24 protein-coding genes are annotated in these 23,673 nt (G+C 31.6%); 11 read left to right on the top strand and 13 right to left on the bottom strand.

Annotation, left to right across the window (positions count from 1 at the left end):
* Complete coding sequence (locus CLV91_RS00665; RefSeq protein WP_121062969.1) at positions 1-795, bottom strand: DUF2797 domain-containing protein; 795 nt, start codon at positions 793-795, stop codon at positions 1-3.
* Positions 796-908: 113 nt separating this feature from the next.
* On the opposite strand from CLV91_RS00665, the gene CLV91_RS00660 reads away from it, so the two are divergent.
* Positions 909-2,423, top strand: a complete 1,515-nt coding sequence (locus CLV91_RS00660; protein WP_121062967.1) for a GH3 auxin-responsive promoter family protein — start codon at positions 909-911, stop codon at positions 2,421-2,423.
* A gap of 73 nt (positions 2,424-2,496) precedes the next feature.
* Positions 2,497-3,054, top strand: coding sequence for a dienelactone hydrolase family protein (locus CLV91_RS00655; RefSeq protein ID WP_121062965.1), 558 nt, complete (start codon positions 2,497-2,499; stop codon positions 3,052-3,054).
* Between the two features lie 67 nt (positions 3,055-3,121).
* On the opposite strand, the gene clpX is transcribed toward CLV91_RS00655, so the two are convergent.
* The 6 genes from clpX to CLV91_RS00625 all read right to left on the bottom strand — a co-directional run bounded on the left by clpX (position 3,122) and on the right by CLV91_RS00625 (position 8,526).
* Complete coding sequence (gene clpX / locus CLV91_RS00650) at positions 3,122-4,357, bottom strand: ATP-dependent Clp protease ATP-binding subunit ClpX (RefSeq protein ID WP_121062963.1); 1,236 nt, start codon at positions 4,355-4,357, stop codon at positions 3,122-3,124.
* Between the two features lie 88 nt (positions 4,358-4,445).
* The gene (clpP, locus tag CLV91_RS00645; protein ID WP_121062961.1) at positions 4,446-5,126 is read right to left on the bottom strand and encodes an ATP-dependent Clp endopeptidase proteolytic subunit ClpP; all 681 of its coding nucleotides are present in this window, start codon (positions 5,124-5,126) and stop codon (positions 4,446-4,448) included.
* Positions 5,127-5,215: 89 nt separating this feature from the next.
* Positions 5,216-6,538 carry a trigger factor gene (tig, locus tag CLV91_RS00640; protein WP_121062959.1) on the bottom strand — a complete coding sequence of 441 codons (1,323 nt, stop codon included), beginning with the start codon at positions 6,536-6,538 and terminating at the stop codon, positions 5,216-5,218.
* Between the two features lie 105 nt (positions 6,539-6,643).
* Positions 6,644-6,988: a phage holin family protein gene (locus CLV91_RS00635; protein WP_121062956.1), complete on the bottom strand. Its 345-nt coding sequence runs from the start codon at positions 6,986-6,988 to the stop codon at positions 6,644-6,646.
* Between the two features lie 51 nt (positions 6,989-7,039).
* Positions 7,040-7,816: an alpha/beta fold hydrolase gene (locus CLV91_RS00630; protein ID WP_121062954.1), complete on the bottom strand. Its 777-nt coding sequence runs from the start codon at positions 7,814-7,816 to the stop codon at positions 7,040-7,042.
* Complete coding sequence (locus CLV91_RS00625; RefSeq protein ID WP_121062952.1) at positions 7,813-8,526, bottom strand: pyridoxine 5'-phosphate synthase; 714 nt, start codon at positions 8,524-8,526, stop codon at positions 7,813-7,815. The genes CLV91_RS00630 and CLV91_RS00625 overlap by 4 nt, the downstream gene beginning before the upstream one ends.
* Positions 8,527-8,618: 92 nt before the next feature.
* Here CLV91_RS00625 and CLV91_RS00620 point away from each other — a divergent pair, with 92 nt between their 5' ends.
* From CLV91_RS00620 to CLV91_RS00590, 7 genes are all read left to right on the top strand, one after another.
* Positions 8,619-9,275: a CBS domain-containing protein gene (locus CLV91_RS00620; protein ID WP_121062950.1), complete on the top strand. Its 657-nt coding sequence runs from the start codon at positions 8,619-8,621 to the stop codon at positions 9,273-9,275.
* Positions 9,276-9,278: 3 nt separating this feature from the next.
* The gene (locus CLV91_RS00615; protein ID WP_121062948.1) at positions 9,279-10,160 is read left to right on the top strand and encodes an NAD kinase; all 882 of its coding nucleotides are present in this window, start codon (positions 9,279-9,281) and stop codon (positions 10,158-10,160) included.
* A 115-nt stretch (positions 10,161-10,275) separates the two neighbouring features.
* Positions 10,276-10,962, top strand: coding sequence for a type IX secretion system protein PorG (porG, locus tag CLV91_RS00610; protein WP_121062946.1), 687 nt, complete (start codon positions 10,276-10,278; stop codon positions 10,960-10,962).
* A gap of 57 nt (positions 10,963-11,019) precedes the next feature.
* Entirely contained in the window at positions 11,020-11,760 is a 741-nt protein-coding gene (locus tag CLV91_RS00605; protein ID WP_121062944.1) for an isoprenyl transferase, read from the top strand.
* 4 nt (positions 11,761-11,764) lie between these two features.
* Positions 11,765-14,395, top strand: a complete 2,631-nt coding sequence (bamA, locus tag CLV91_RS00600; protein ID WP_121062942.1) for an outer membrane protein assembly factor BamA — start codon at positions 11,765-11,767, stop codon at positions 14,393-14,395.
* Positions 14,396-14,487: 92 nt separating this feature from the next.
* Positions 14,488-15,300 carry an OmpH family outer membrane protein gene (locus CLV91_RS00595; protein WP_121062940.1) on the top strand — a complete coding sequence of 271 codons (813 nt, stop codon included), beginning with the start codon at positions 14,488-14,490 and terminating at the stop codon, positions 15,298-15,300.
* Positions 15,301-15,356: 56 nt separating this feature from the next.
* Positions 15,357-15,866 (top strand): OmpH family outer membrane protein, encoded by a 510-nt coding sequence (locus CLV91_RS00590; protein ID WP_121062938.1) that lies wholly within the window; start codon positions 15,357-15,359, stop codon positions 15,864-15,866.
* 64 nt (positions 15,867-15,930) lie between these two features.
* Here the strand turns inward: CLV91_RS00590 and CLV91_RS00585 are convergent, their stop codons facing one another.
* The 4 genes from CLV91_RS00585 to gcvP all read right to left on the bottom strand — a co-directional run bounded on the left by CLV91_RS00585 (position 15,931) and on the right by gcvP (position 21,469).
* Positions 15,931-16,782: a glycosyltransferase family A protein gene (locus CLV91_RS00585; RefSeq protein WP_121062935.1), complete on the bottom strand. Its 852-nt coding sequence runs from the start codon at positions 16,780-16,782 to the stop codon at positions 15,931-15,933.
* 11 nt (positions 16,783-16,793) lie between these two features.
* Entirely contained in the window at positions 16,794-17,324 is a 531-nt protein-coding gene (locus CLV91_RS00580) for a class I SAM-dependent methyltransferase (RefSeq protein WP_121062933.1), read from the bottom strand.
* A 64-nt stretch (positions 17,325-17,388) separates the two neighbouring features.
* Positions 17,389-18,450 carry a 3-oxoacyl-ACP synthase III family protein gene (locus tag CLV91_RS00575; RefSeq protein ID WP_121065594.1) on the bottom strand — a complete coding sequence of 354 codons (1,062 nt, stop codon included), beginning with the start codon at positions 18,448-18,450 and terminating at the stop codon, positions 17,389-17,391.
* A 169-nt stretch (positions 18,451-18,619) separates the two neighbouring features.
* On the bottom strand, positions 18,620-21,469 hold the full coding sequence (gene gcvP / locus CLV91_RS00570) for an aminomethyl-transferring glycine dehydrogenase (protein WP_121062931.1): 2,850 nt from the start codon (positions 21,467-21,469) through the stop codon (positions 18,620-18,622).
* A 140-nt stretch (positions 21,470-21,609) separates the two neighbouring features.
* On the opposite strand from gcvP, the gene CLV91_RS00565 reads away from it, so the two are divergent.
* A complete protein-coding gene (locus CLV91_RS00565; protein ID WP_121065590.1) occupies positions 21,610-22,428 on the top strand; it encodes a UbiA prenyltransferase family protein in 819 nt (272 codons plus the stop codon).
* Here CLV91_RS00565 and CLV91_RS00560 read toward each other — a convergent pair.
* Positions 22,411-22,638 carry a hypothetical protein gene (locus CLV91_RS00560; protein ID WP_121062929.1) on the bottom strand — a complete coding sequence of 76 codons (228 nt, stop codon included), beginning with the start codon at positions 22,636-22,638 and terminating at the stop codon, positions 22,411-22,413. The genes CLV91_RS00565 and CLV91_RS00560 overlap by 18 nt on opposite strands.
* 3 nt (positions 22,639-22,641) lie before the next feature.
* Positions 22,642-23,196 carry a sigma-70 family RNA polymerase sigma factor gene (locus CLV91_RS00555; RefSeq protein WP_121062927.1) on the bottom strand — a complete coding sequence of 185 codons (555 nt, stop codon included), beginning with the start codon at positions 23,194-23,196 and terminating at the stop codon, positions 22,642-22,644.
* An 81-nt stretch (positions 23,197-23,277) separates the two neighbouring features.
* Between CLV91_RS00555 and CLV91_RS00550 the strand changes: the two genes are divergently transcribed.
* The gene (locus tag CLV91_RS00550; protein ID WP_121062925.1) at positions 23,278-23,640 is read left to right on the top strand and encodes a rhodanese-like domain-containing protein; all 363 of its coding nucleotides are present in this window, start codon (positions 23,278-23,280) and stop codon (positions 23,638-23,640) included.
* Positions 23,641-23,673: the final 33 nt, after the last annotated feature.

Genomic DNA, 23,673 nt, shown 5'->3' with positions numbered 1-23,673 from the left:
CTAGTTAATAGTTAGTCCAACATACAACCCTTCATTTGCTCTAATATTAAAAACAGTATTGTCTTCAAAAAGTAGATATTGCCCTTTAATACCGGTAAGTTTTCCTTTGTAATTTGGAGTTTTGGAAAGGTTTAGACTTTTAACTTTTTCGGGATACGATAGTACAGGAAAATGTAAATGAGTTTCTAAATTAGAATCTATAAAATATTCTTGAGTTTCTGCCGGAATATATTGTTTTAGCTTATTTCTCCATTCTACTAAATTTTCATCATCAATAGTATTGGTAAGCATTTTACGCCAATTGGTTTTGTCTGCAACATGTTCTTTTAAAGCAACCTCTGTAATACCAGCTAGATATCTATTTGGTACTTCTACAATTTCTATGGCTTCATGTGCACCTTGGTCTATCCATCTTGTAGGAACCTGTCCTTTTCTTGTTACGCCAACTTTTACGTTGCTAGAATTTGCTAAATAAACTATATGCGGTTGTAATTGTGCTTTTTTTTCAAATTCTAAATCGCGGTCCTCTTTTCCTAAATGGGCAGTACTTAATTCTGGTCTCATTATCCAATCTCCAGCAGAAGGCGTTTCAAAAAAGCAAGATTTGCAAAATCCTTGTCTATAAATAGGTTTGTCTAAATGGCAATTAAGGCACTCATATTTAATAAAATCTATAGACAGTTCTTTATTTAAAACTTGGTTTACATTTAAAAAATCATTTTCAAAAATTAAATAGTATTGAATAGGGTCTCCTATTTCTGTTTGCATTTTTTTTAAAACACCTTGGTATTGCATGATAAATAATTGAATTAAAAAATCTATTTGAAAATGATAACTTTTAGAACTAAATTTAGTGTCTGTTTCCTAGTTTATAAAGAAATAGAAAAACAGGATAAAGATACCTAAAAATGCCAATACCATTATTTAATTCTATAGCTTCTTGGCTCTTAAAAAAGAGATTTCATCAAATAGAACTTTTTATAAAATACCCGGAGGAGGTACAGGCTGAGGTTTTAAGTCAGTTAATTGAGTATGCTGAGGATACAGAAATTGGAAGAAGGTATGATTTTATATCTGTTAAAAACTATCAAACATTTAGGGAAAGGGTTCCTATAGTTTCATATGAAGAAGTGCAACCAATAATAGAACGTACAAGGAAAGGGGAGCAAAACCTTTTTTGGCCAACATCTATTAATTGGTTTGCAAAGAGTAGCGGTACCACGAATGCTAAGAGTAAGTTTATTCCTGTTAGTTCAGAAGCTTTGGAAGATTGCCATTATAAATCTGGTAAAGATTTGTTGTGTTTGTATTTAAATAACAATGAAAATTCACAGTTATTTACAGGTAAGAGCTTAAGGCTAGGTGGTAGTAAAGAAATTTATGAGGATAATGGCTCTTTTTTTGGAGACTTATCTGCTATTTTAATAGATAATATGCCTTTATGGGCAGAGTTTAGTAGTACACCTAGTAATAAGGTGTCTTTAATGAGTGAGTGGGAAGATAAATTAAAGGCAATAATAAAAGAAACCACGCAAGAGAATGTTACTAGTTTAGCGGGAGTGCCTTCTTGGATGTTGGTGCTTCTTAATAACGTAATAGAAGAAACAGGTAAAAATCATCTTTTTGAAGTTTGGGAAAACTTAGAGGTTTATTTTCATGGGGGAGTAAGTTTTAGTCCATACATGGATCAGTATAAAAACTTATTTCCTAGAAAGAGTTTTAAGTATTATGAAATTTATAATGCCTCGGAAGGCTTTTTTGCTATTCAAGATACTAACTACGAGAAAGATTTATTGTTAATGTTAGATTATGGTATTTTCTATGAATTTATCCCGATGGAGGTTTATGGAACAATACAGCAATATGCAATTCCTTTATGGGAAGTTAAATTAAATAAAAATTATGCTATTGTAATAACTACAAATTCTGGCTTATGGCGATATAGGATAGGAGATACAATTCGTTTTACTTCTTTAAAACCTTATAGGATAAAAGTTACTGGGCGTACAAAACATCATATTAATGTGTTTGGAGAAGAGTTAATTATAGAAAATGCTGAAGAAGCCTTAAAAAGTGTTTGTATAAAGACAGGGGCTAAGATTAAGGATTATACTGCAGCACCTATATTTATGTCTGGAAAAGAAAAAGGTACGCATGAGTGGATTATAGAGTTTAGAAAACCTCCTGAGCAATTAGATTATTTTACAGAATTCTTAGATAATGCTTTAAAATCTTTAAATTCAGATTATGAGGCAAAAAGATATAATAATATAACCCTTAAAATGCCTGTAGTACACATTGCTAGAGAAAATTTATTTAATGATTGGTTAAAATCTAAAGACAAATTAGGGGGGCAGCATAAGATACCGAGATTGTCTAATAAAAGAGACTACATCGAAGAATTGCTTCAGATGAACAATTAAATGTGGGTTTCTGTCGTTTAATCTCCATATTAGAGTTCTCAATCTTATAAAAAACTCTTAATTCAATTTAAAAATGGCAGAAAGACTAGTAATTATTTCGGATATGTGGGGGGCAAAAAAAGGACTGTGGATTACATCTTATTTAGGGTATTTACAGCAATATTTTGATATTGTTTTTTATGATATTCAGCAATTATCAAATTTAGATTTAAAAGTAAACTCTGGTGAAAATATACATAAAGCTTTTGTAGAAGGAGGTATAGATGTGGCTGTTGCTCATTTACTAAAAAAGGAAAAAGAACCAAGTCATTATTTAGCATTTAGTACTGGTGGTACTATTGCTTGGAAAGCTGCAAATTTGGGCTTGCCTATGAAATCTTTATATACTGTATCTGCAACTAGAATTCGATACGAAAAAGAAAAACCGGAAGTGCCAACTAAATTAATTTTTGGCGCTAATGATACTTTTAGGCCTTCAGAAGAATGGGAGAAAAAATTAAATATAGATATAGAGTCTATTTCTAATTTTGGACATACTTTATATACCGATGAAAAGATGATAAAAAAAGTGTGTAAAGATTTATTAGATCAAGTTACTAAGTTGCCAAGTAAAGAAAAAAAAGTAGTATAAATTAATCCTATATAAAAGCAAAAAGCGAAGAATACTATATTCTTCGCTTTTTTTATAATTACTTTGTTTAAGAAACTGCTTTTAGTTTCTTAATAGTTTCATGAGATATTTTTTTCTCGGCGTATGGCTTTGTAACCTTAAATTCTTTTTTATCACTACTAGGTAACTCAAACATGGCATCTGTAAAAATAGCTTCACAAAGAGAACGTAGACCTCTTGCTCCTAATTTATATTCTATAGCTTTTTCAACAATATAATCTAAAGCTTGTTCTGTTATAGAAAAAGTAATATTGTCCATGCCAAAAAGTTTTTCATATTGTTTTATGATAGCATTTTTTGGTTCTGTTAATATTGCTCTTAATGTTTTTGCATCTAATGGGTTCATGTGTGTTAACACAGGAAGCCTACCTATAATTTCTGGTATTAAACCAAACTCTTTTAAATCTTTAGGGATTATATATTGTAAAATATTTGTTTCATCTAATTGTTCATCAGCCTTAGATGCACTATAGCCTACAGCTTGCATGTTTAAACGTTTAGTTATTGCACGTTCAATGCCATCAAAAGCTCCACCGGCTATGAAAAGAATATTTTCGGTATTAACTTCAATAAACTTTTGATCAGGATGTTTTCTTCCTCCTTTTGGTGGTACATTAACAACGGTTCCTTCTAATAATTTAAGAAGCCCTTGTTGTACTCCTTCTCCAGAAACATCTCTAGTAATAGATGGGTTGTCACTTTTACGAGCAATTTTATCAATCTCATCAATAAAAACAATACCTCTTTCTGCTTTTTCTAAGTTGTAATCTGCGGCTTGTAAAAGGCGTGTTAGAATGCTTTCTACATCTTCTCCTACATAACCAGCTTCAGTAAGTACAGTGGCGTCTACAATTGCTAAAGGCACGTTAAGCATTTTTGCAATAGTCTTTGCCATTAAGGTTTTTCCTGTACCAGTTTGGCCAACCATTACAATATTACTCTTTTGTATTTCTATATCATCTTCCGTAGAAGATGGTTGTAATAATCTTTTGTAGTGATTGTATACAGCAACAGACATTACTTTTTTAGTGCGTTCTTGCCCAATGATAAAAGTGTCTAAAAACTCTTTAATCTCAATAGGTTTTTTTAAGACAAGCTCACTAGAGAGGTCATTGGTTTTGGTTTGTTTAGATTCTTCTGCTACAATGCCATGGGCTTGTTCTATGCACCGATCGCATATGTGCGCATCTAAACCAGCTATTAATAAGTTGGTTTCTGGCTTTTTTCTGCCACAAAATGAACATTCTAAGTTTTCTTTTGCCATATCAATTAATATCTTTCTGTATAGTTAACGAAAGATTTTCTTTTTTGGTTTGTCCTTTTTTAAAGGAAGAGTATTTAAATAGTCGGAATTATTGCTTGTCCCTAACCAAAATTTCATCAATCATACCGTATTTTTTAGCTTCATCAGCTTTCATCCAGTAATCGCGATCACTATCCTCATGAACCTTGTCTATAGTTTGCCCTGAGTGTTGTGCTATTATTTGGTATAATTCCTCTTTTAATTTTAGAATTTCACGAGCAGTAATTTCAATATCACTTGCTTGTCCTTGTGCACCACCCATTGGTTGGTGAATCATTACACGAGAGTGTGTTAAACCACTACGTTTTCCTTTTTCGCCAGCACATAAAAGAACAGCTCCCATAGATGCAGCCATACCAGTACAAATAGTTGCAACATCTGGCTTTATAAATTGCATTGTATCATAAATTCCTAAGCCAGCATATACACTACCTCCTGGAGAGTTAATATATATTTGTATGTCTTTAGAGGCGTCTGCACTTTCTAAAAATAATAATTGTGCTTGTACAATGTTTGCAACCTGATCGTTTATACCTGTTCCTAAGAATATAATACGATCCATCATTAACCTAGAAAAAACATCCATAGCAATTGCATTAAGTTGTCTTTCTTCTATAATGTTAGGAGTCATATTTGTTGGGTACATGCTGCTCATGATTTTGTCATAGTACATGCTATTGATTCCTTGGTGATTTATGGCGTAATTCTTAAATTCTTTTCCGTAATCCATATTAGGTATTTATTCAATTATATAACTAAAAAAAGGTGCCGAAAATAAATTTCCGGCACCGTAAAGATACTTATTTATTTTATGCAAAACTATCCGTAAACTTCTTTCACAAAGTTTTCGTATGTTACTTCTTTTGTCTTTAAGTTTACTTTTTCTTTATATAGAGAAAGTAGTTTTTGACTCATTAACTGTTCTGATAATCTTTTTACTTCGTCTTGGTTATCTAAAACTCTAGTAGCAATATTATCTAGCTCTTCTTCTTTTGGATCTAGTTGACCAAATTGTGCCATTTGACTTTTAATAAAACCTTTGGCAAATTCTTTTAACTCATCAAACTGAATTTGAATATCATTGTCTTTGATAATCTTTCCTTCAATAAGTTGGTAACGTAATCCTTTTTCAGATTTTTCAAACTCTTCTGCGGCTTGTTCATCTGATAACGGATTTTCTCCTGTAGATTGTATCCACTTCGTTAAAAAATTTGTTGGAAGTTCAAATTTTGTATTTTCAATAAAGTATTCAGTAACATCGTTAAGCAATTTTTGGTCTGCTTGTTGCTCAAACTGTTTTTCAGAATCTTCTTTAATTTTTTCTTTTAATTCTTTTTCAGAACTAACAGTGTCTTTTCCAAAAAGTTTATCAAATAATTCTTGATCTAATTTAGCAGGCTCTCTTTCATTTATTTCTTCAATAGTGAAAGTAACTTCTGTGTTTAAATCTTTAGCTTTTTCTGCATCTATACCTAAAGTACTAGCTAATAAATGCTCTTCTTTTAAAAGACCTTTTGTTTTTAAGGTAACAACATCGCCAACTTTTTTACCAACTAAACTATCAATAGCTTTTTTAGCTTTTAATTTATCTAGTTCTAGAGTGCTTTTGTTCTCTATAGCTTCTTCTTCATTAGAGAAAGTACCAGTTATTTCATCTTTTTTGCCTGCTTCTTCTTTGCTAACTAATTTTCCGTACTGTTTAGCAATACGTTCTATTTGTTCGTTAACCATTTTGTCGTCGGCAACAATTTTGTAGCTAGTAATTGCTTTTTTTGTTTTTAAAGCAACATCAAAACTAGGTGCTAATCCTAATTCAAACTCAAAATTAAAATCGTCTTTGTCCCAATCAAAACTTTCTTGTTGTTTTGGTAGTGGGTTTCCAAGAACGTCTAACTTCTCTTCGGTAAGATATTTGTTAAGGTTTTCTTGAATAAGTTTATTTACTTCGTCTACTAAAACAGCTTTACCATATTGCTTTTTAATAAGCCCCATAGGTACTTGCCCTTTTCTAAAACCAGGAATATTTGCCTGTTTTCTGTAATCTTTTAAAATACTCTCTACTTTGTCTTGGTAGTCGTCCTTAGTTATGGCAACTTTTACAACAGCATTTAAATCGTCTATCTGCTCTTTTGTGATGTTCATTCTTGAATCTATTTTTGCATAAATAAAATGGTGTGCAAAAGTACTATAATTTATAAAGCCTCACAACTTTTTAAATCACTGAATTTCAAACCTTAAAGTTGGGCTTTATTTACTTTCTTTGAGTAAAGAAAAAAGTATGGATTGTAAAAAAGATAAAAGTATGCTAAATAGTATGGCAGACCAGAAGCTAGTTACCTGAAAACCATCAATTAAATTGTCTGCTAAAAGGATGATAATAGCGTTAATTACAAGTAAAAATAACCCTAAAGTTAGTATGGTAACTGGCAATGTGAATAGTACTAATATCGGTTTTACTATAAAGTTAAGTATGCTAAGAACAATAGCTACAATAATAGCGGTACTATAATGATCTATCTGTACATTTGGTAAAAGGTTAGCTAAAACTATTACGGCTAATGCACTTAAAAGTGTTCTTAATATTAATTTCATAGTTTTTTGTAAAGATGAATTTACTAATAAATATAAGGATTATTAATGATTTTATTTTTGATTTAAAAAAAGATTGGATTTTGAAAAAAACTGTTTAGGATTTTCAGCATGAAGCCAATGACCAGCATTATCTATGGTTTCTATAGTTGCTTTTGGGAAATGCAGCTTAATTTGAGGCGAATCATTTGGCATTATATATTCTGATTTATCTCCTCTTAGGAATAAAGTTTCTCCGTCAAAAACATCTAAACTACTTACGTTTTCTCCTATTTCTTCCATTTTGGTGCTTAAAACTTTTAGGTTAAACCTAAAGCCTAATTTTCCTTTTTCTACCCAATAAAGGTTTTTAAGTAAAAATTGACGTGTTCCAAAATCTGGTATGTGTTTTTCAAGAGCTATATCTGCTTCTTTTCTAGAGGCTATTTTTTCTATGGAAATTGCATTTAAGCCTCCTATAATATTTTCATGATGTGGCGGATAAAATTTAGGGGCTATATCTGCAATTATTAATTTTTTTACCATTTCTGGATAAGAGCACGCAAATTGCATAGCGGTTTTACCACCCATAGAATGGCCTATAATACATGTGGACTGTATATTATAATGGTCAAGATATTTTTTTAAATCTGTAGCTAAGATGTCATAATTAAATTCCTCAGAATGAAAGCTTTTTCCATGGTTTCGTTGGTCTATTAAATGAACCTGAAAACCTTCTTCTGCATAGCTACTCCCTAATGTTTTCCAATTATCAGACATGCCTAAAAAACCATGTAAAATGCATAAAGGCTGTCCTTCTCCTATTATTTTAGAATGTAATATTTGGCTCATTTTAATTTGTTTAAATACATGTTTACAACATTTTCTAATCCTAAATAAAGTGATTCGCTTATTAAGGCGTGCCCAATAGATACTTCTAATAAGTTAGGAATATTTTCTTTAAAATATTTTATATTGTCTAAGCTTAAATCGTGTCCTGCGTTAATGCCTAGCTCTAATTTGTTAGCTAATATAGCTGCATCTGTAAAGGGTTTTATGCCTTTTAGATTGTTTTTAGCAAAATCTTCAGCGTAACTTTCTGTGTATAGTTCTATTCGGTCTGCGCCAACTTTTGCAGCTCCCTCAACCATACTAGGAACAGGGTCTACAAAAATAGAAGTTCTGATGCCGTTATTTTTAAATGTAGAAATAACTTCTTTTAAAAAAGATTCATTTTTAATGGTGTCCCAACCAGCATTTGAGGTTAAGGCGTCTACGGCGTCAGGTACAAGAGTAACCTGTGTTGGGTTGGTTTTAAGTACTAAATCTATAAATTTTTGTATTGGATTACCTTCAATATTATATTCTGTGGTTACAATTTCTTTTAAATCTATAGCATCTTGGTAGCGAATATGTCTTTCGTCTGGTCTAGGGTGTATGGTAATACCTTCTGCGCCAAAATTCTCAATATCCTTAGCTACTTTTAATAAATTAGGAACATTTCCTCCGCGAGAATTTCTTAGAGTTGCTATTTTATTTATGTTAACACTTAACTTAGTCATAGATATTATTTTAATTTAAAGCAGAGCAAAAATACAAATTAGGCATGCCTTTTGATATTTTAAATTAGTATTTTGCGTTATATTTTAAAGATATGCAGATTCAAACCCACATATTAACAAACATTCCTGTTTTTAAAGTAGAAGATTCTTTAAAAGCAGTGGTTAAATTTTTTAAGAATACAACTTTTTCTCACGTAGCAGTTATAGAAAAAGGACGGTTTTTGGGTGTCTTAAGTGAAGACGATTTAGAAAATTTAAAAGTGGATGAAAAAATAGAAGGCTATAGATATAGTCTGGATAATTTTTTTACACGTAAAGATGCTAATTGGTTAGATGTTTTAGAGGGTTTTGCTCGTAACGAAGCAAATATATTACCTGTTCTAGGAGAAAATGAAGAGGTTCTCGGTTATTATGATTTAACAGATGTAGTTGGGGTTTTCATAGATACGCCTTTTTTTACAGAACCAGGAAATATTTTAGTAGTAGCTAAGGGGACTAAGGATTATTCTTTTAGTGAAGTTGCACAAATAGTGGAAAGTAATAATGCAAAGTATATAGGTGGTTTTATTACAGAGATGTTAAATGATGTAGTGCAAATAACCATAAAAATAAGTACTGAAAACTTTAGTGATGTAGTGCAAACTTTTAGAAGGTATAATTATAATATAGTTTTTGGGAATAGTGATGATAAATTTTTGGAAGATTTAAAAGAGCGTTCCGATTATTTGGATAAATACTTAAATGTTTAAGAAATGAAAGTTGCCATTTATGGTCAAACATACCAAGATAATGCCATAGAGTATGTGTTGGAATTGCTAGAGGAGCTTCATAAGCAATCTGCCGAAATTTATTTTGAAGAAGAGTTTCATTCTTTATTACTAGAAAAAACAGCTTCTAAACCTTATAAAACTTTTACAGCAACCACTGGTTTGGATGCTACTTTCCAAATGTTTGTAAGTTTTGGAGGAGATGGTACAATTTTAAGAGCAACAACCTATGTTCGTGATTTAGGAATTCCTATAGTTGGTGTAAATACTGGTAGGTTGGGTTTCTTATCTACATTTAAAAAAGAAGATGTTAGGAAGGTTGTAAAAGAGTTTGTTCAAGGAGCATATACTATCGTAGAAAGAAGTTTGTTAGAAATAAAAGCCGAAGGTTACGAAAAAGAATTTCAGGATTTAAACTTTGCATTAAATGAGATTACGGTAAGTAGAAAAGATACCACATCTATGATTACGGTAGAGACATATTTAAACAATGAATATTTAACTTCTTATTGGGCAGATGGTTTAATAGTCTCTACGCCTACAGGTTCTACAGGCTATTCTTTAAGTTGTGGAGGTCCTGTTATTGTGCCTACAGCAAAATCATTAGTGTTAACCCCAATTGCGCCACATAATTTAAATGCAAGACCCTTGGTAATTTCAGATAACACTGTAATAAGGTTAAAGGTTTCTGGTAGAGAAGAAAATCATTTAGTGTCTTTAGATTCTAGAATTGCCTCTGTTGAGAATGAAACTGAAGTTGAAATTAGAAAGGCCAATTTTACAATAAAAATGATAGAGTATACTTCCGAAAGTTTTCTAAAAACACTTCGTAATAAACTATTGTGGGGAGAAGATAAAAGAAATTGAGAAGCTTTTAAAACAATAAATGCTTTTAAAAGCTGTTTATCTTGAGAGAACAGAACAAGAACAATTTTATGGTCTAAGCTATTGAAGTTGTTATATTTGCAAACTTTTAAATTTTATGAAGAGAATTATTTTTGTAATCTTCGCTATTACTTGTTTAGGATTAAATGCGCAAACCTATGAGGTTGGTGTATTTGCTGGTGGCGCCAATACAATTGGAGATGTAGGTAGAACAAGTTATTTAGTGCCTTCTGGCTTGGCTTATGGCGGACTTTTTAAATGGAATATAAGTAAAAGATATGCTTGGAGAGCAAGCATTATTCGTGGTAGTTTTACAGCAGACGATTCTAAATCTAATATGTTGTCAAGACAACAAAGAGGGTATGTAGTAGATAATTCTGTTTTAGAAGCTTCGGTAGGGTTAGAGTTTAATTTTGTGGATTATAATTTACATCAATTAGGTCCTGCTTTTACACCGTATTTATATACTGGATTCACTTATTTTAGATACGATTATAATTATTTTAATGGCGGTGTTTTGCAAGAAATTAATCAAAAAGATGGGGCATTAGCTATACCAATGACAGTAGGTTTTAAGTATCGCATTAGTCAAATGCTTATTTTTGGGGCGGAAATTGGAGCTAGATACACCTTTACAGATAATTTAGATGCCAGTAATCCAGAAGGTTCAAATTTTGAACCATTTAGATTTGGAAATATTTTTAGTGATGATTGGTACGTGTTTTCTGGGGTTACATTAACCTATACTTTTGGTAGAAAACCATGTGGCGATTGTTTTGAGTAAATATGCTCGGGGTAATCCTTGGAGTATTTAAATTTCGATTATCGAGTAAAACTATACATGAACACTATAGAAGAAATAAAAGGCCAAGAATTACCATCTCATTTAGCAATAATAATGGATGGTAATGGTAGATGGGCAAAGCAAAAAGGAAAATTACGTGTTTTTGGTCATGAAAATGGCATTAAAACGGTAAGAAGAACAGTAGAGAGTTGTGTGAAAATAGGCATAGAGTATTTAACTTTATATACTTTCTCTACAGAAAATTGGAATAGACCTAAGTTAGAGGTGGAGATGCTAATGCGCTTATTAGTAAGTTCCTTAAAGAAAGAATTAAAGACTTTTTTACAAAATAATGTTAAGTTAAATACAATTGGAGATGTTAACGCTTTGCCAGTAAAAGTGCGTAAAGAGCTCCAAGAAGTAATGGCAAAAACAGAGGGTAATACAGGAATGACATTGACTCTTGCTTTAAGCTATGGTTCTCGTGAAGAGATAAAAAATGCAGTGCAACAAATAGCTGTCAAAGTTAAAAATAATATAATTTCTCCAGAAAATATTGATGAAACCATTATAAATACTCATCTTTACACGCAAAATTTACCAGACGTAGACCTTCTTATAAGAACTAGTGGGGAACAACGTATAAGTAATTTTTTACTTTGGCAAATTGCATACGCAGAATTATATTTTATTGATGTATTTTGGCCAGATTTTACTGAAGAACATTTAGTAGAGGCACTTAAAAATTATCAGAACAGAGAACGAAGATTTGGAAAAACTAGCGAACAACTTAACTAGCAATATGTATAAGGGCATATTCCTAAAACCCTTTTTTACCATCCTATTTATTATAATTACAAGCTTGGGCTTTGCTCAAGAAACCACTTCTTATGAAGATGGTAAAAAGTATATATTAGGAGGTTTAAAAGTAACTGGCTTACAAAGCTATAACGAGCAAACAGTTAAAACGTATACAGGTTTAAGAGAAGGGCAACCTATAACACTTCCTGGAGAGCAAATAAGTGCTATAATTAATAAATTATGGGGACTAGAGCTATTTAGTGAGATAGACTTTTATATCACAAATATAGAGGAAGATAAAGTGTATTTAACCCTAAACATTATAGAAAGACCTACCTTATCTAAAATAACAGTTTACGGAGTTAAGAAAAGAAAGACCGACGAAATTCTTAAAGATACAGACCTTAAAAAAGGAAAAAAAATAACACAAAGTTTAATAGCAAATTCTAAAAATTACTTACAAAATAAATACAAGAAAAAAGGGTATTTAAATGCAAATGTAACCATTGCTACAGCAAAAGATACATCAGAAACCAATGCGCAAAGTATGGTGGTGAATGTAAAGAAAGGCGATAAAGTAAAGATAAAAGACATTGTTTTTGAAGGTAATAAAGAAATGTCTTCAAAAAGATTAAGAAGAGCACTTAAGAAAACTAAAAAGAAACAACTTGGTCGTTTTTGGAAGAAATCTAAATTTATACAAGAAGATTATAAAAACGATTTATCTTTATTAGTTGATAAATTTGCTGAAAACGGATATAGAGATGCGCGTATAATCTCAGACTCTATTCAGAAAGTAGACGAGAATAATATTATAATAAAATTAAATGTAGAAGAAGGTAATAAGTATTACTTTGGAGATATAGATTTTGTTGGTAATAGTGTTTATACAGATAGACAATTAAACAGAGTTTTAGGAATTAAAAAAGGCGCAACCTACAATGGAGTACTTTTAAGAGAGCGTATAGCAGATGACTCTAAGCCAGATGCTCAAGACGTAACAAGCCTTTATCAAAATAACGGATATTTATTTTCTAGTATAAACCCAGTAGAGGTTTCTGCAGAAAATGATACAATTAATTTTGAGATACGTATTATAGAAGGTAAAGAAACTTTTTTGGATCATATCACGGTTAATGGTAATGATAAAACTAATGACCATGTTATATTTAGAGAGCTAAGAACAAGACCTGGGCAACGTTACAATAAGTCTGACATTATTAGAACAATAAGAGAATTAGGACAATTAGGTTATTTTGATGCAGAACAAGTAAAGCCAGACATTATAAATCCAGACCCCAATGCTGGTACGGTAGATATCGCTTATAGTTTGGTAGAATCTGGCTCAAGCCAAATAGAACTACAAGGTGGTTATGGTGGTGGTGGCTTCATTGGTACATTAGGACTTTCTTTTAGTAATTTTTCTATTAAGAACTTATTTAAAGCAAAAGAATATAAACCAGTGCCAATGGGAGATGGGCAAACATTTGCTTTACGTGTACAAGCCAGTAGGACTTTTAGAGTATACAGTTTAAATTTTGCGGAACCTTGGTTAGGAGGTAAAAAACCAGTACGTTTTAATATGTCTTTGTCTAGAACTCAACAATTTAGGGCCTCATATGGTAGTAATGGAAGGGTAGAGGTAGATAAAGATCAACAATTTTCAATAACGGGAATTACAGCAGGTTTGGCAAAAAGAGTACAATGGCCAGATGATTTCTTTACAATTTCCCATTCTTTAAGTTACCAATTATATGATTTTAAAAATTATAATATAGGGCTATTTAATTTTGGTAACGGAAGATCTAACTCAATAGCATATACTTTAGGTATTTCTAGAAACGCAACCTCTGGAGGTAGAATTTTCCCTAGAGGAGGTTCTAATTTTGAAATAACTGCAAAATTTACACCACCATTTTCTTTACTAAATGGAAAAGATTATGATTCTTTATTAACAGCTGAAAAAGTGACGGATGCTTCTTCTGATGGAGGAACAACTGTAACTGCTGCAGAAAATAACCAATTAGAGCAAGACGACCAAGAGCGTTTTAAATGGTTAGAGTATTATAAGGTTAAATTTAAAGGCGATTGGTACACTACATTATTAGGTAGTGCGGATCATTCTTTAGTTTTACGTACCAATGTAGAATTTGGTTTTTTAGGAAATTATAATAGTAGTGTAGGTGATGTGCCTTTTGAGCGTTTTTATGTTGGTGGAGATGGTTTAGGTAATTTTACATTAGACGGTAGAGATGTAGTGCAATTACGTGGTTATGAAAATCAATCTTTAACACCATACACTACAGATCTTCTTAGAGGTGGTAGTTTAACACAAGAAGGAGCATTAGTGTACAATAAATTCTCTATGGAACTTAGATATCCATTAACCTTAAAACCTTCAGCATCTATATATGGTTTAGTATTTTTAGAAGCTGGTAATGCCTTCAACAATTTTCAAGACTTTAATCCGTTTGAGTTAAAACGATCGGCTGGTGCAGGCTTGCGTATTTTTATGCCGGCATTTGGTTTATTGGGTATAGATTTTGGATACGGATTTGATTCGGATGCAGCATCTCCAGGAACCGGTGCTCACGGATGGGAAACACACTTCATAATTGGTCAACAGTTTTAATTTTAAACATAATGCTAAATTCTAAATCGTTCATTTCTATGGTTTTAGTATTTTTGGCACGATATTTTCAATAAGGTAAAACGATATCAATAATGAAATTAAAAATTAAAGTTCTTTTCGTATTAGTTACAGGTTTGTTTTCTGTTTGTGTTACAGCGCAAAGAGGTGTTAGAATTGCTTATGTAGATATGGAGTACATTCTAGAAAATGTAGAAGAGTATAGAGACGCTACATCGCAATTAGAAACTAAAGTACAAAAATGGAAAGTACAAATAGAACAAAAGCGTAGTGTTGTAGAGCAAATGAAAAAAGACCTTATGGCAGAAAAGGTATTGCTTACAGAGGAGCTTATTGCAGAAAGAGAAGAAGAAATACAAATACTAGAAAAAGAAATGATAGAGTACCAACAAGATCGTTTTGGTCCTCAAGGAGATTTAGTTTTACAAAAAAGACAATTGATTCAGCCAATACAAGATCAAGTTTTTAATGAGGTACAGACTATAGGAACAAATAAAAAGTACGATTTTATTTTTGATAAATCTGCGGATGTTGTAATGTTGTATTCGCAAAAAAGACACGATATTAGCGATTTGGTTTTAAGAGGTATTGCTAGAACAAGAAAAATTAGCAAGCCTAAGAAAAAAGCAGCTAAAAGATTAATAGACGATTTTGATGATAAAGAAGAGTTAGAAAAGGAAATTAGCGATGAGCTAAAGGAAAGACAAGCAAAGGCAGAGCAAGCAAGTAAAGCCAGATCAAAGTCTGCTGATGAGAAAAGAGCAGAGCAGCTTAAACTGCGTGAAGAACGTAAGAAAGCATATGAGGAAAGAAGAAAAAAATTGTTAGAAGAAAGAGAAGCTAAGAAAAAAGCAAAACAAGAAGAACGAAATACAGAAGAAAATTAATTTTAATAACAAAAATTTAGTACCATTAATTAACACTCAAATAGAAATTGAAAATCATGAAACAAGTAAAGAAAATAGCTGTAGCATTAGTATTATTTATAGCAGCAACAAGTTTTGTAAACGCACAAAGTAAAGTAGCACATATAGATGTAACACAATTGTTATCTCAAATGCCAGAAATGAAAACTGCTGAGGCAGAGCTTAAAAAGCTACAAGAAACGTATAATGCAGATATACAAGCTTCTATGACAGAGTTGCGTAACAAATTTACACAATACCAAAATGAAGCAGCGTCTAAGTCTAAAGAAGAGAATGATAAAAGAGCTGTAGAGTTACAAGGATACGAGAAAAGTATTGGTGAAGCACAACAAGCTGCACAACAAGAATTCCAGAAAAAACAAGCAGAGTTATTTGCTCCAATTTCTGAAAAAGCTAAGGCTGCAATAGAAAAAGTTGCTGCTGCACAAGGTTACGACTATGTAATAGATGCACAAGCTGGTGGTGGTTTAATCGTTTCTAAAGGGAAAGACCTTTTAGTAGATGTTAAAAAGGAATTAGGTTTCTAAAACATTACTCTATAATTTAAAAAAAAAACCATCCTAATTTAGGATGGTTTTTTTATGCTTCAATTTAGAATAATTTTTGTTTAATATTTTTCCATCTAAGTTTTCTTATGAAGTCTCCTTCTTCTTTAGAAACTAAAAAAGGAACTTTTTCTTTTTTAGCATTTCTATACCCCTCAAGATTATGAAAAAAAGTAGCACTTTTTTTCTGTTTTAAGGCCATTTTCAATGAAGCAATTATAGTGATCCAAAAACCATAGCGTAATGTGCGCATGGCTTTTCCTTGCAGTAACTTTGCTTTTTTGTTGTAAGCACCACCAGTAGGTCTTAAATGTTTAACTTGTAGTTGGTCTTTAGTGTATATTTCAAAGCCGTGGTATTGCGCTAATAACTCATCTACCGTATCCCATCCCATGGCATTTTTAAGTCCGTTAATGGCTTTAAAACAAGTTTTAGAGTATGCTTTAAAAGCGCCACGTACATGGTCTTTATTCATGGGGTGATTTAAAAGCCATTTGCCATCTTTAGTTTCTTCATATGCAAACCCTCCTGCAATACCAACTTTAGGATTGGTTTTAAATATATAGGCTATAGTTTCAAAATAATTTTCTGGGAGAATAATATCAGCATCTAACTTAACAATAAAATCATAAGAGTTATCTAGTAACTCTAGTCCTTTATAAAAAGCATTTATTACTTTACTGCCGGGCATATGTTCTTTAGTAGAAGTAGTGTTAAGTTTTGTAAAGAACTCAGATTTTAAACAATAAGAATTTATGATTTTTTCTGTATCATCGCTAGAATTATCATTTACGATAATTACTTTTTTTGGAAGTAAGGATTGTTTTAAAATAGAATCTAACGTATAAGAAATATACTGTTCTTCGTTATGAGCCGGTATAACTATATAATAATCCATAATGCAGGCCTTTAAGCTTGTTTTGTTTTTTCTGCATAAACAATGTAGTATCTAGGAGTAAACGAGCGTAAAAGGGGTCTAATACCTATTTTTTTAACAGGGTTTGTCCATTTAGCACGGTCTTTTATTTGCCAGCCAGCTTTTTCTAAGAGCCAATCAAATTGCCAATCTTCAAATTCATGATAATGTCTATCCCATGGGTCTGTTTTACTTTGATATGCAGGTGAGAACCACAAGCGTAGAGGTATACTAGCAACTAATTTGTTTGCTTTTATTTCTTTTAAGATGGTAAGTGGATTTAATAAATGTTCAAAAATTTCGAAAGCAGTAACTACTTCTGCATTGGAGGTTGTAATGTTAGAGAAATCAACATCAATATCTTCTCCATTAGTATTTTCTACAGCATAACCATTTTCTTCCATAATTTTAGAAAAAGGATTAGGAACTCCTAAATCTAAAATAGACTGGTTAGTGGAAATATGTTTTTCTAAGAATGTTAAGGTGTGTTTAAATCTTTTACTTGGAAAAGTCTTTTCGTACATCTACTATCCATTTATAATATGGTTACGAAGGTAAAAAAATAAGTGTATAGTTTTGTATATGTTATTAAACTCTATAAACAATAGCATTTATATTCATTCCTGCACCAACACTAGCAAAAATAACTACATCTCCTTTGTTTATATGTTGATTATCAATTTGATTTTTATTTACCAAATCATATAAAGTAGGTATGGTTGCAACAGAACTATTACCAAATTCTTCAATAATCATTGGCATTATTCCTTTTGGTACTTCATTAATATCATAGAGTTTAAAAAAACGTTCTACTATTGCTTCATCCATTTTTTCATTGGCCTGATGGATAAATATTTTCTTTAAATTTTTAATAGGAATGTTAGCACTATCTAAACAATGTTTCATAGCTACGGGAACATTAGTTAATGCAAATTCATATATTTTTCTACCAAACATTTTAATATAAAGATTATCGTCTTCTATTTCTTTGTTATAGGTTTTTCCAAAGAAAAGATAATTTGCTTCGCCATTTGCATATGTAGCAGAGTCATGAAAAAGTATTTCTCCTGCATTGGTGTTATCTTCTACAATTGCCGCACCAGCTCCATCAGAATAAATCATAGAATCACGATCATATTTATCTACAATTCTAGATAGGGTTTCGGCACCAATTACAAGACATTTTTTTGCCATACCGCTCTTAATAAAAGCTTGTGCTTGTATCATTGCTTGTACCCATCCTGGGCATCCAAAAAGAATATCATAGGCAACACATCTTGGATTTTTTATTCCTAACTTATGTTTAACACGTGTTGCTAAGCTAGGTAAAGTGTCCCCTTGAGGTTTTCCATAAGTTACGTCTCCAAAGTTGTGTGCAACAATAATATAATCTAAAGTTTCTTTATCAATACCAGCATCTTTGATAGCTTTTTCCGAGGCAAAAAATGCTAAATCGGATGTGTTGTGTTCTTTTTTAGCATACCTTCTTTCACTAATTCCAGTAATTGCTTTAAATTTTTTTATTATTACTGGATTGGGAGCATTTATTATGGTTCCGTCAGAATTTAGGAATTCATGAGATTCAAAATCTTCATTTTTAGTTATTTCTGAGGGTAAATAACTTCCTGTTCCAGTAATTCCTATAGGCATAATTATAACTTTTGTGGTATAAGTAACAAGGTAGTTAAAAGCGTATTTTTTGTTATGCATGCATAACAAAAAATACGATAGCCAGTACCCATATTTTAAATTCTTAGAAAAATAAAAAGCCCTTTTGAATTGATAAAAGGGCTTGTTTTATAGGGCTCTCAATAGTTTTTTATGCCTCTGCGTATGCTTCAATAGGGATACAGCTACATATTAAATTACGATCGCCATAAGCATCATCGACTCTTCTAACCGATGGCCAAAATTTATTTTCCTTTACAAAGTCTAAAGGAAAGGCAGCTTTTTGTCTACTATATTCAAAATTCCAATTATCGTTAGTTACCATTTCTAAAGTATGCGGTGCATTTTTTAGAACGTTATCCTTATTCTCAGAATATGCTTCTTCTATTTCTTGTCTTATAGATAGCATTGCATCACAGAAGCGGTCTAATTCTGGTAAGCTTTCACTTTCTGTAGGTTCTATCATTAATGTTCCTGCTACAGGAAAAGAAACCGTAGGGGCATGAAAACCGTAATCCATTAATCTTTTAGCAATATCGGTTACTTCAATGCCATTTTGTTTAAATGGTCTACAGTCTATAATCATTTCATGAGCAGCTCTTCCTTTTTCTCCAGTATATAAAACATCAAAACCACTACTTAATCTACTTTTTATGTAGTTAGCATTAAGTATGGCAGTTATTGTGGATTGTTTTAATCCTTTTTCGCCAAGCATTTTAATATAACTATAGGATATTAAACATACTAAAGAGCTACCCCATGGAGCACCAGAAATAGCAGTAATTGCTTTAGAACCTCCAGTTTTAATTACTGGGTTTGATGGTAAAAAAGGAACTAATTGTTTTGCAACACATATTGGCCCTACACCAGGACCGCCGCCGCCATGCGGAATTGCAAAAGTTTTATGTAAGTTTAAATGGCATACGTCTGCACCAATTGTTGCTGGGTTAGTTAAACCAACTTGCGCATTCATATTTGCTCCATCCATATAAACTTGTCCTCCGTGATCATGGATAAGTTTTGTAATTTGTTTTATGGAAGATTCAAAAACGCCATGTGTAGATGGGTAAGTAACCATTAATGCCGATAGATTTTCGGAATGTAATTTCACTTTTTCTTCTAAATCTGCAACATCAATATTTCCTCTTTCATCTGTTTTAGAAACAATTACTTTCATGCCTGCCATTACAGCTGAAGCTGGATTAGTACCGTGTGCTGAAGCTGGAATAATACATATATTTCTATTTGTATCCCCATTAGATTCATGATAAGCTCTAATAGCCATAAGACCTGCATATTCTCCTTGCGCACCAGAGTTTGGTTGTAAAGATGTAGCTGCAAAACCGGTTATTGTAGAAAGATCATTTTCTAACTCTTTTAATACAATTTGGTAACCTTCTGCTTGTTCTACTGGAGCAAATGGATGAACGTTTCCCCATTGGTTAGAGCTTAATGGTAACATTTGTGTTGCAGCATTTAGCTTCATAGTACAAGAACCAAGAGAAATCATAGAGTGGTTTAAAGCTAAATCTTTACGCTCTAGTTTTTTAATGTAACGCATTAACTCTGTTTCGGAATGGTAAGAGTTAAAAACAGGATTCTCTAAAAAAGTAGAAGATCGTTGTAGTTCTTGATCAATTTCTTTCTTATCTGTAAAAGAAGTTATTTGAATAGTTTTATTTTCTTTTGCTTCCGAAAAAATTGTTGCAATAGTTTCTACATCAGCAACGGATACACTTTCGTTTAAAGAAATAGAAATTGTATTGGCATCTATATAATAAAAATTAATTTCTTTTTGCTCTGCTAATGGCTTTATTACAGCAGACTCAGCTTTAATAGTAATAGTATCAAAGAAGCTGGTATTTAGTTGTTTATAGCCTAACTGCTCTAAATTTGTAGCAAGGGTAACTGCAGCTGCATGTATTTTGTTCGCAATATATTTTAGGCCTTCTGGGCCATGATATACAGCATACATACCTGCCATTACTGCTAATAATACCTGAGCTGTACATATGTTAGAGGTAGCTTTATCTCTTTTAATATGTTGTTCTCTGGTTTGTAATGCCATTCTAAGCGCTTGTTTGCCATCAGTATCTTTAGTAATACCAATTATTCTTCCAGGGATATTACGTTTATAAGCCTCTTTTGTAGCAAAAAAAGCAGCATGTGGGCCACCATAACCTAAAGGAATACCAAAACGTTGTGTTGTGCCAACAACAACATCTACACCAAATTCCCCTGGTGGTTTTAACAAGGTTAAGCTTAAAATATCTGCAGCAACGGCAACTTTTATATCATTCTCATTAGCCTTAGAAACAAAAGAATCAAAGTTATGTACTTGACCATATTTTCCAGGATACTGTAATAACACTCCAAAGAAATCATTAGTAAAGGTAAATTCTTCATGATTACCAATAACTAATTCTATTCCTAGTGGTGTAGAACGCGTTTGTAATAACGATAACGTTTGCGGTAGTACTTCTTCTGAAACAAAAAACTTTAAGATATTAGCCTTTTTTTGAGCTCTACTACGAACATCAAAAAGCATAGTCATAGCTTCTGCTGCTGCTGTACTTTCATCTAAAAGGGAGGCATTTGCAATTTCCATTGCAGTTAAATCGCAAACTACAGTTTGGAAGTTTAGTAGAGCTTCTAGTCTTCCTTGTGCTATTTCTGCTTGGTATGGGGTATACGCAGTATACCATCCTGGGTTTTCTAAAATATTACGTTTAATTACAGAGGGGATAAGAGATTCATGATACCCTAAGCCAATGTAAGATTTAAATACCTTATTTTTATTTGATAGCGCTTCTAAATGATTAAGAAACTCATGTTCACTCATTGCAGGAGACAATTGTAAGTCTTGCTTAAGGCGAATATCATCTGGTATTGTTTCGTAAATAAGTTGTTCTAAATTAGCAACACCTATGCTTTGTAGCATGTGTTTGTAATCTTCTTTTTTTATGCCAATATGGCGAGATGCAAATAAGTCTGTTCGCATATTCTGAATTAGTTTTTTTACTTTAAATAGTTTTGCAAAATAAGGAAATTATTTATGGTATTTTAGGACTCAGTAAAGGAAGAATACTAAAGTTTTTAACCAAAAACTTAGGTTATAAACAGTTTAGTTATTTTTGTTATATGAAGGTATTAAAAACTCTATTTAATTTTTACTTAGATGCCAGTATTCATGTTGCTTTAGCGGTAGTTTCTTTACTTTTAGTAACAGGCTTATTGTTTTCTATAAAAATTGATAACCATTTACTGTCTTTTGTTTTTTTTAGTACTATTTGTGGATACAATTTTATAAAATATGGGGTAGAGGCTAAGAAATACATTTTAGTTGCAAATAAATACCACAAAAACATTCAGTTTTTTAGTTTCATAGCTTTAGCTATTTGCATATATAATATCTTTTATTTGCATATCAAAACCATTTTAGGCTTGTTAGTGTTAATTGTTTTAACAGGTTTATATGCTATTCCTGTTTTACCACATATAAAAAAGTTTAGAGATTTTGGTGGATTTAAAATTATATCTGTAGCCCTGGTTTGGGCAGGATTAACAGTTGTTATCCCTTTTTTAGATTTAGATTTACCATTAACCTGGGATGTTTGGGTAGAAACATTACAACGTTTTATTTTAGTTTTAATTCTTCTTATTCCTTTTGAAATACGAGATTTAAAATACGATTCTCTAGAACTTAAAACATTACCGCAACGATACGGAGTTACAAAAAGTAAAATAATAGGTGCTTTTGGGGTGCTAATTTTCTTTTTATTAATTTATTTAAAAGACACTATTACGACAATAGATATTTTAGCAAAAGGTATTTTGTTTTTAACGTTGGGAATTTTAATGTATGTAACCAAAAGAAATCAGAATAAATATTTTGCTTCTTTATGGGTAGAAAGTATTCCTGTATTTTGGTATATTTTACTTTTATTTTTTTCCTTCTAATTTACTTTTCATAGCTAACTTGTCATTATCAGACAAAATATGAAGGTTAGCTTTATTACAAAGCGATGTTAATTCCGCATTTTTTTTACTGTGTTTAGAACAAGCCTTACACATAAAAAGATGGAATTTTAATTTTATTTTCTCCATTAAAGAAGCCTCTTTATACTGAGCTTTGTTACAAATTACTGCTGCTTTTTCACAAGAAATCATACTTTAAAACCAATTTTTATTTAAACAATCCATAAGGGCAGTTCTGGCTCTGTGAATCATAACCCACAAATTAGACGGATTAATTCCTAGTTCATTACAAATATCTTCTGTATCTATACCCTGAACTGTTTTCATTACAAAAACTTTAGATTGTTTTTTAGGTAATTTAGAAATACATAGTTGTATAGCTTCACCCAATTCCTCATTTTCTAATAGATTATTATTCATAGTGCTAAAAGGGTCTGCCACTTGTTCTTCTAGCCAATCTCCTTCAGAATCACTATTAGCACTATAGTTCATACGAACTTCTGCCTTGCCTTTCTTAGAATTTATTTTTCGGTAATGGTCTATTACTTTTCTTTTAAGAATTGCTATTAACCAAGTACGCTCTGCAGCATCTCCTTTATAATTTTTAGCAGATTTTAATCCTGCAAAAAAAGTTTCTTGTACTAAATCTTTTGCAATCTCAGCGTCACTAACTCTTGTAACAGCATAATTAAAAAGATAATCTGCGTATTGATCTACCCAGATATTTGGATTTAGTTGATGAGATGCCATTCTGTTATTTATTAGTATCAAAAGTAAAAGATTTTTATTTAATATGTTAATTTTGAGTTATTATCCAACAAAATAAATTTTATGAAATTATTTTTCTTGTCTTTTACATTGTTGTTCTTATTTTTTTCTTGTTCACAAAATAAAGCAATACATATCACAGAATTTTCACAAAAAGATACTAATAATGCAATACTTATAGATGTTAGGACCCCTGTGGAATTTGCAGAAGGCCATTTAGAAAATGCTAAAAATATTAACTGGTTTGATAAGAATTTTGAAGAGCAAATTAAATCTCTAGATAAAGAAGAAACTATTTATGTTTATTGTAAAAAAGGTGGAAGAAGTGCAAAAGCTGCTTCTTTGTTAGATTCCTTGGGATTTAAAAATGTAATTAATTTGCAAGGTGGTTATGATGCTTACCTTTTTAGTTTGCAGCAAGATTAATTTGTAAAATCCCTGAAATAAGGGAGGTGTTAC

The sequence above is a fragment of the Maribacter vaceletii genome, from assembly GCF_003634105.1.
Lineage (GTDB): Bacteria > Bacteroidota > Bacteroidia > Flavobacteriales > Flavobacteriaceae > Maribacter_B > Maribacter_B vaceletii.
This window is presented reverse-complemented; position numbering and strand designations above follow the sequence as displayed.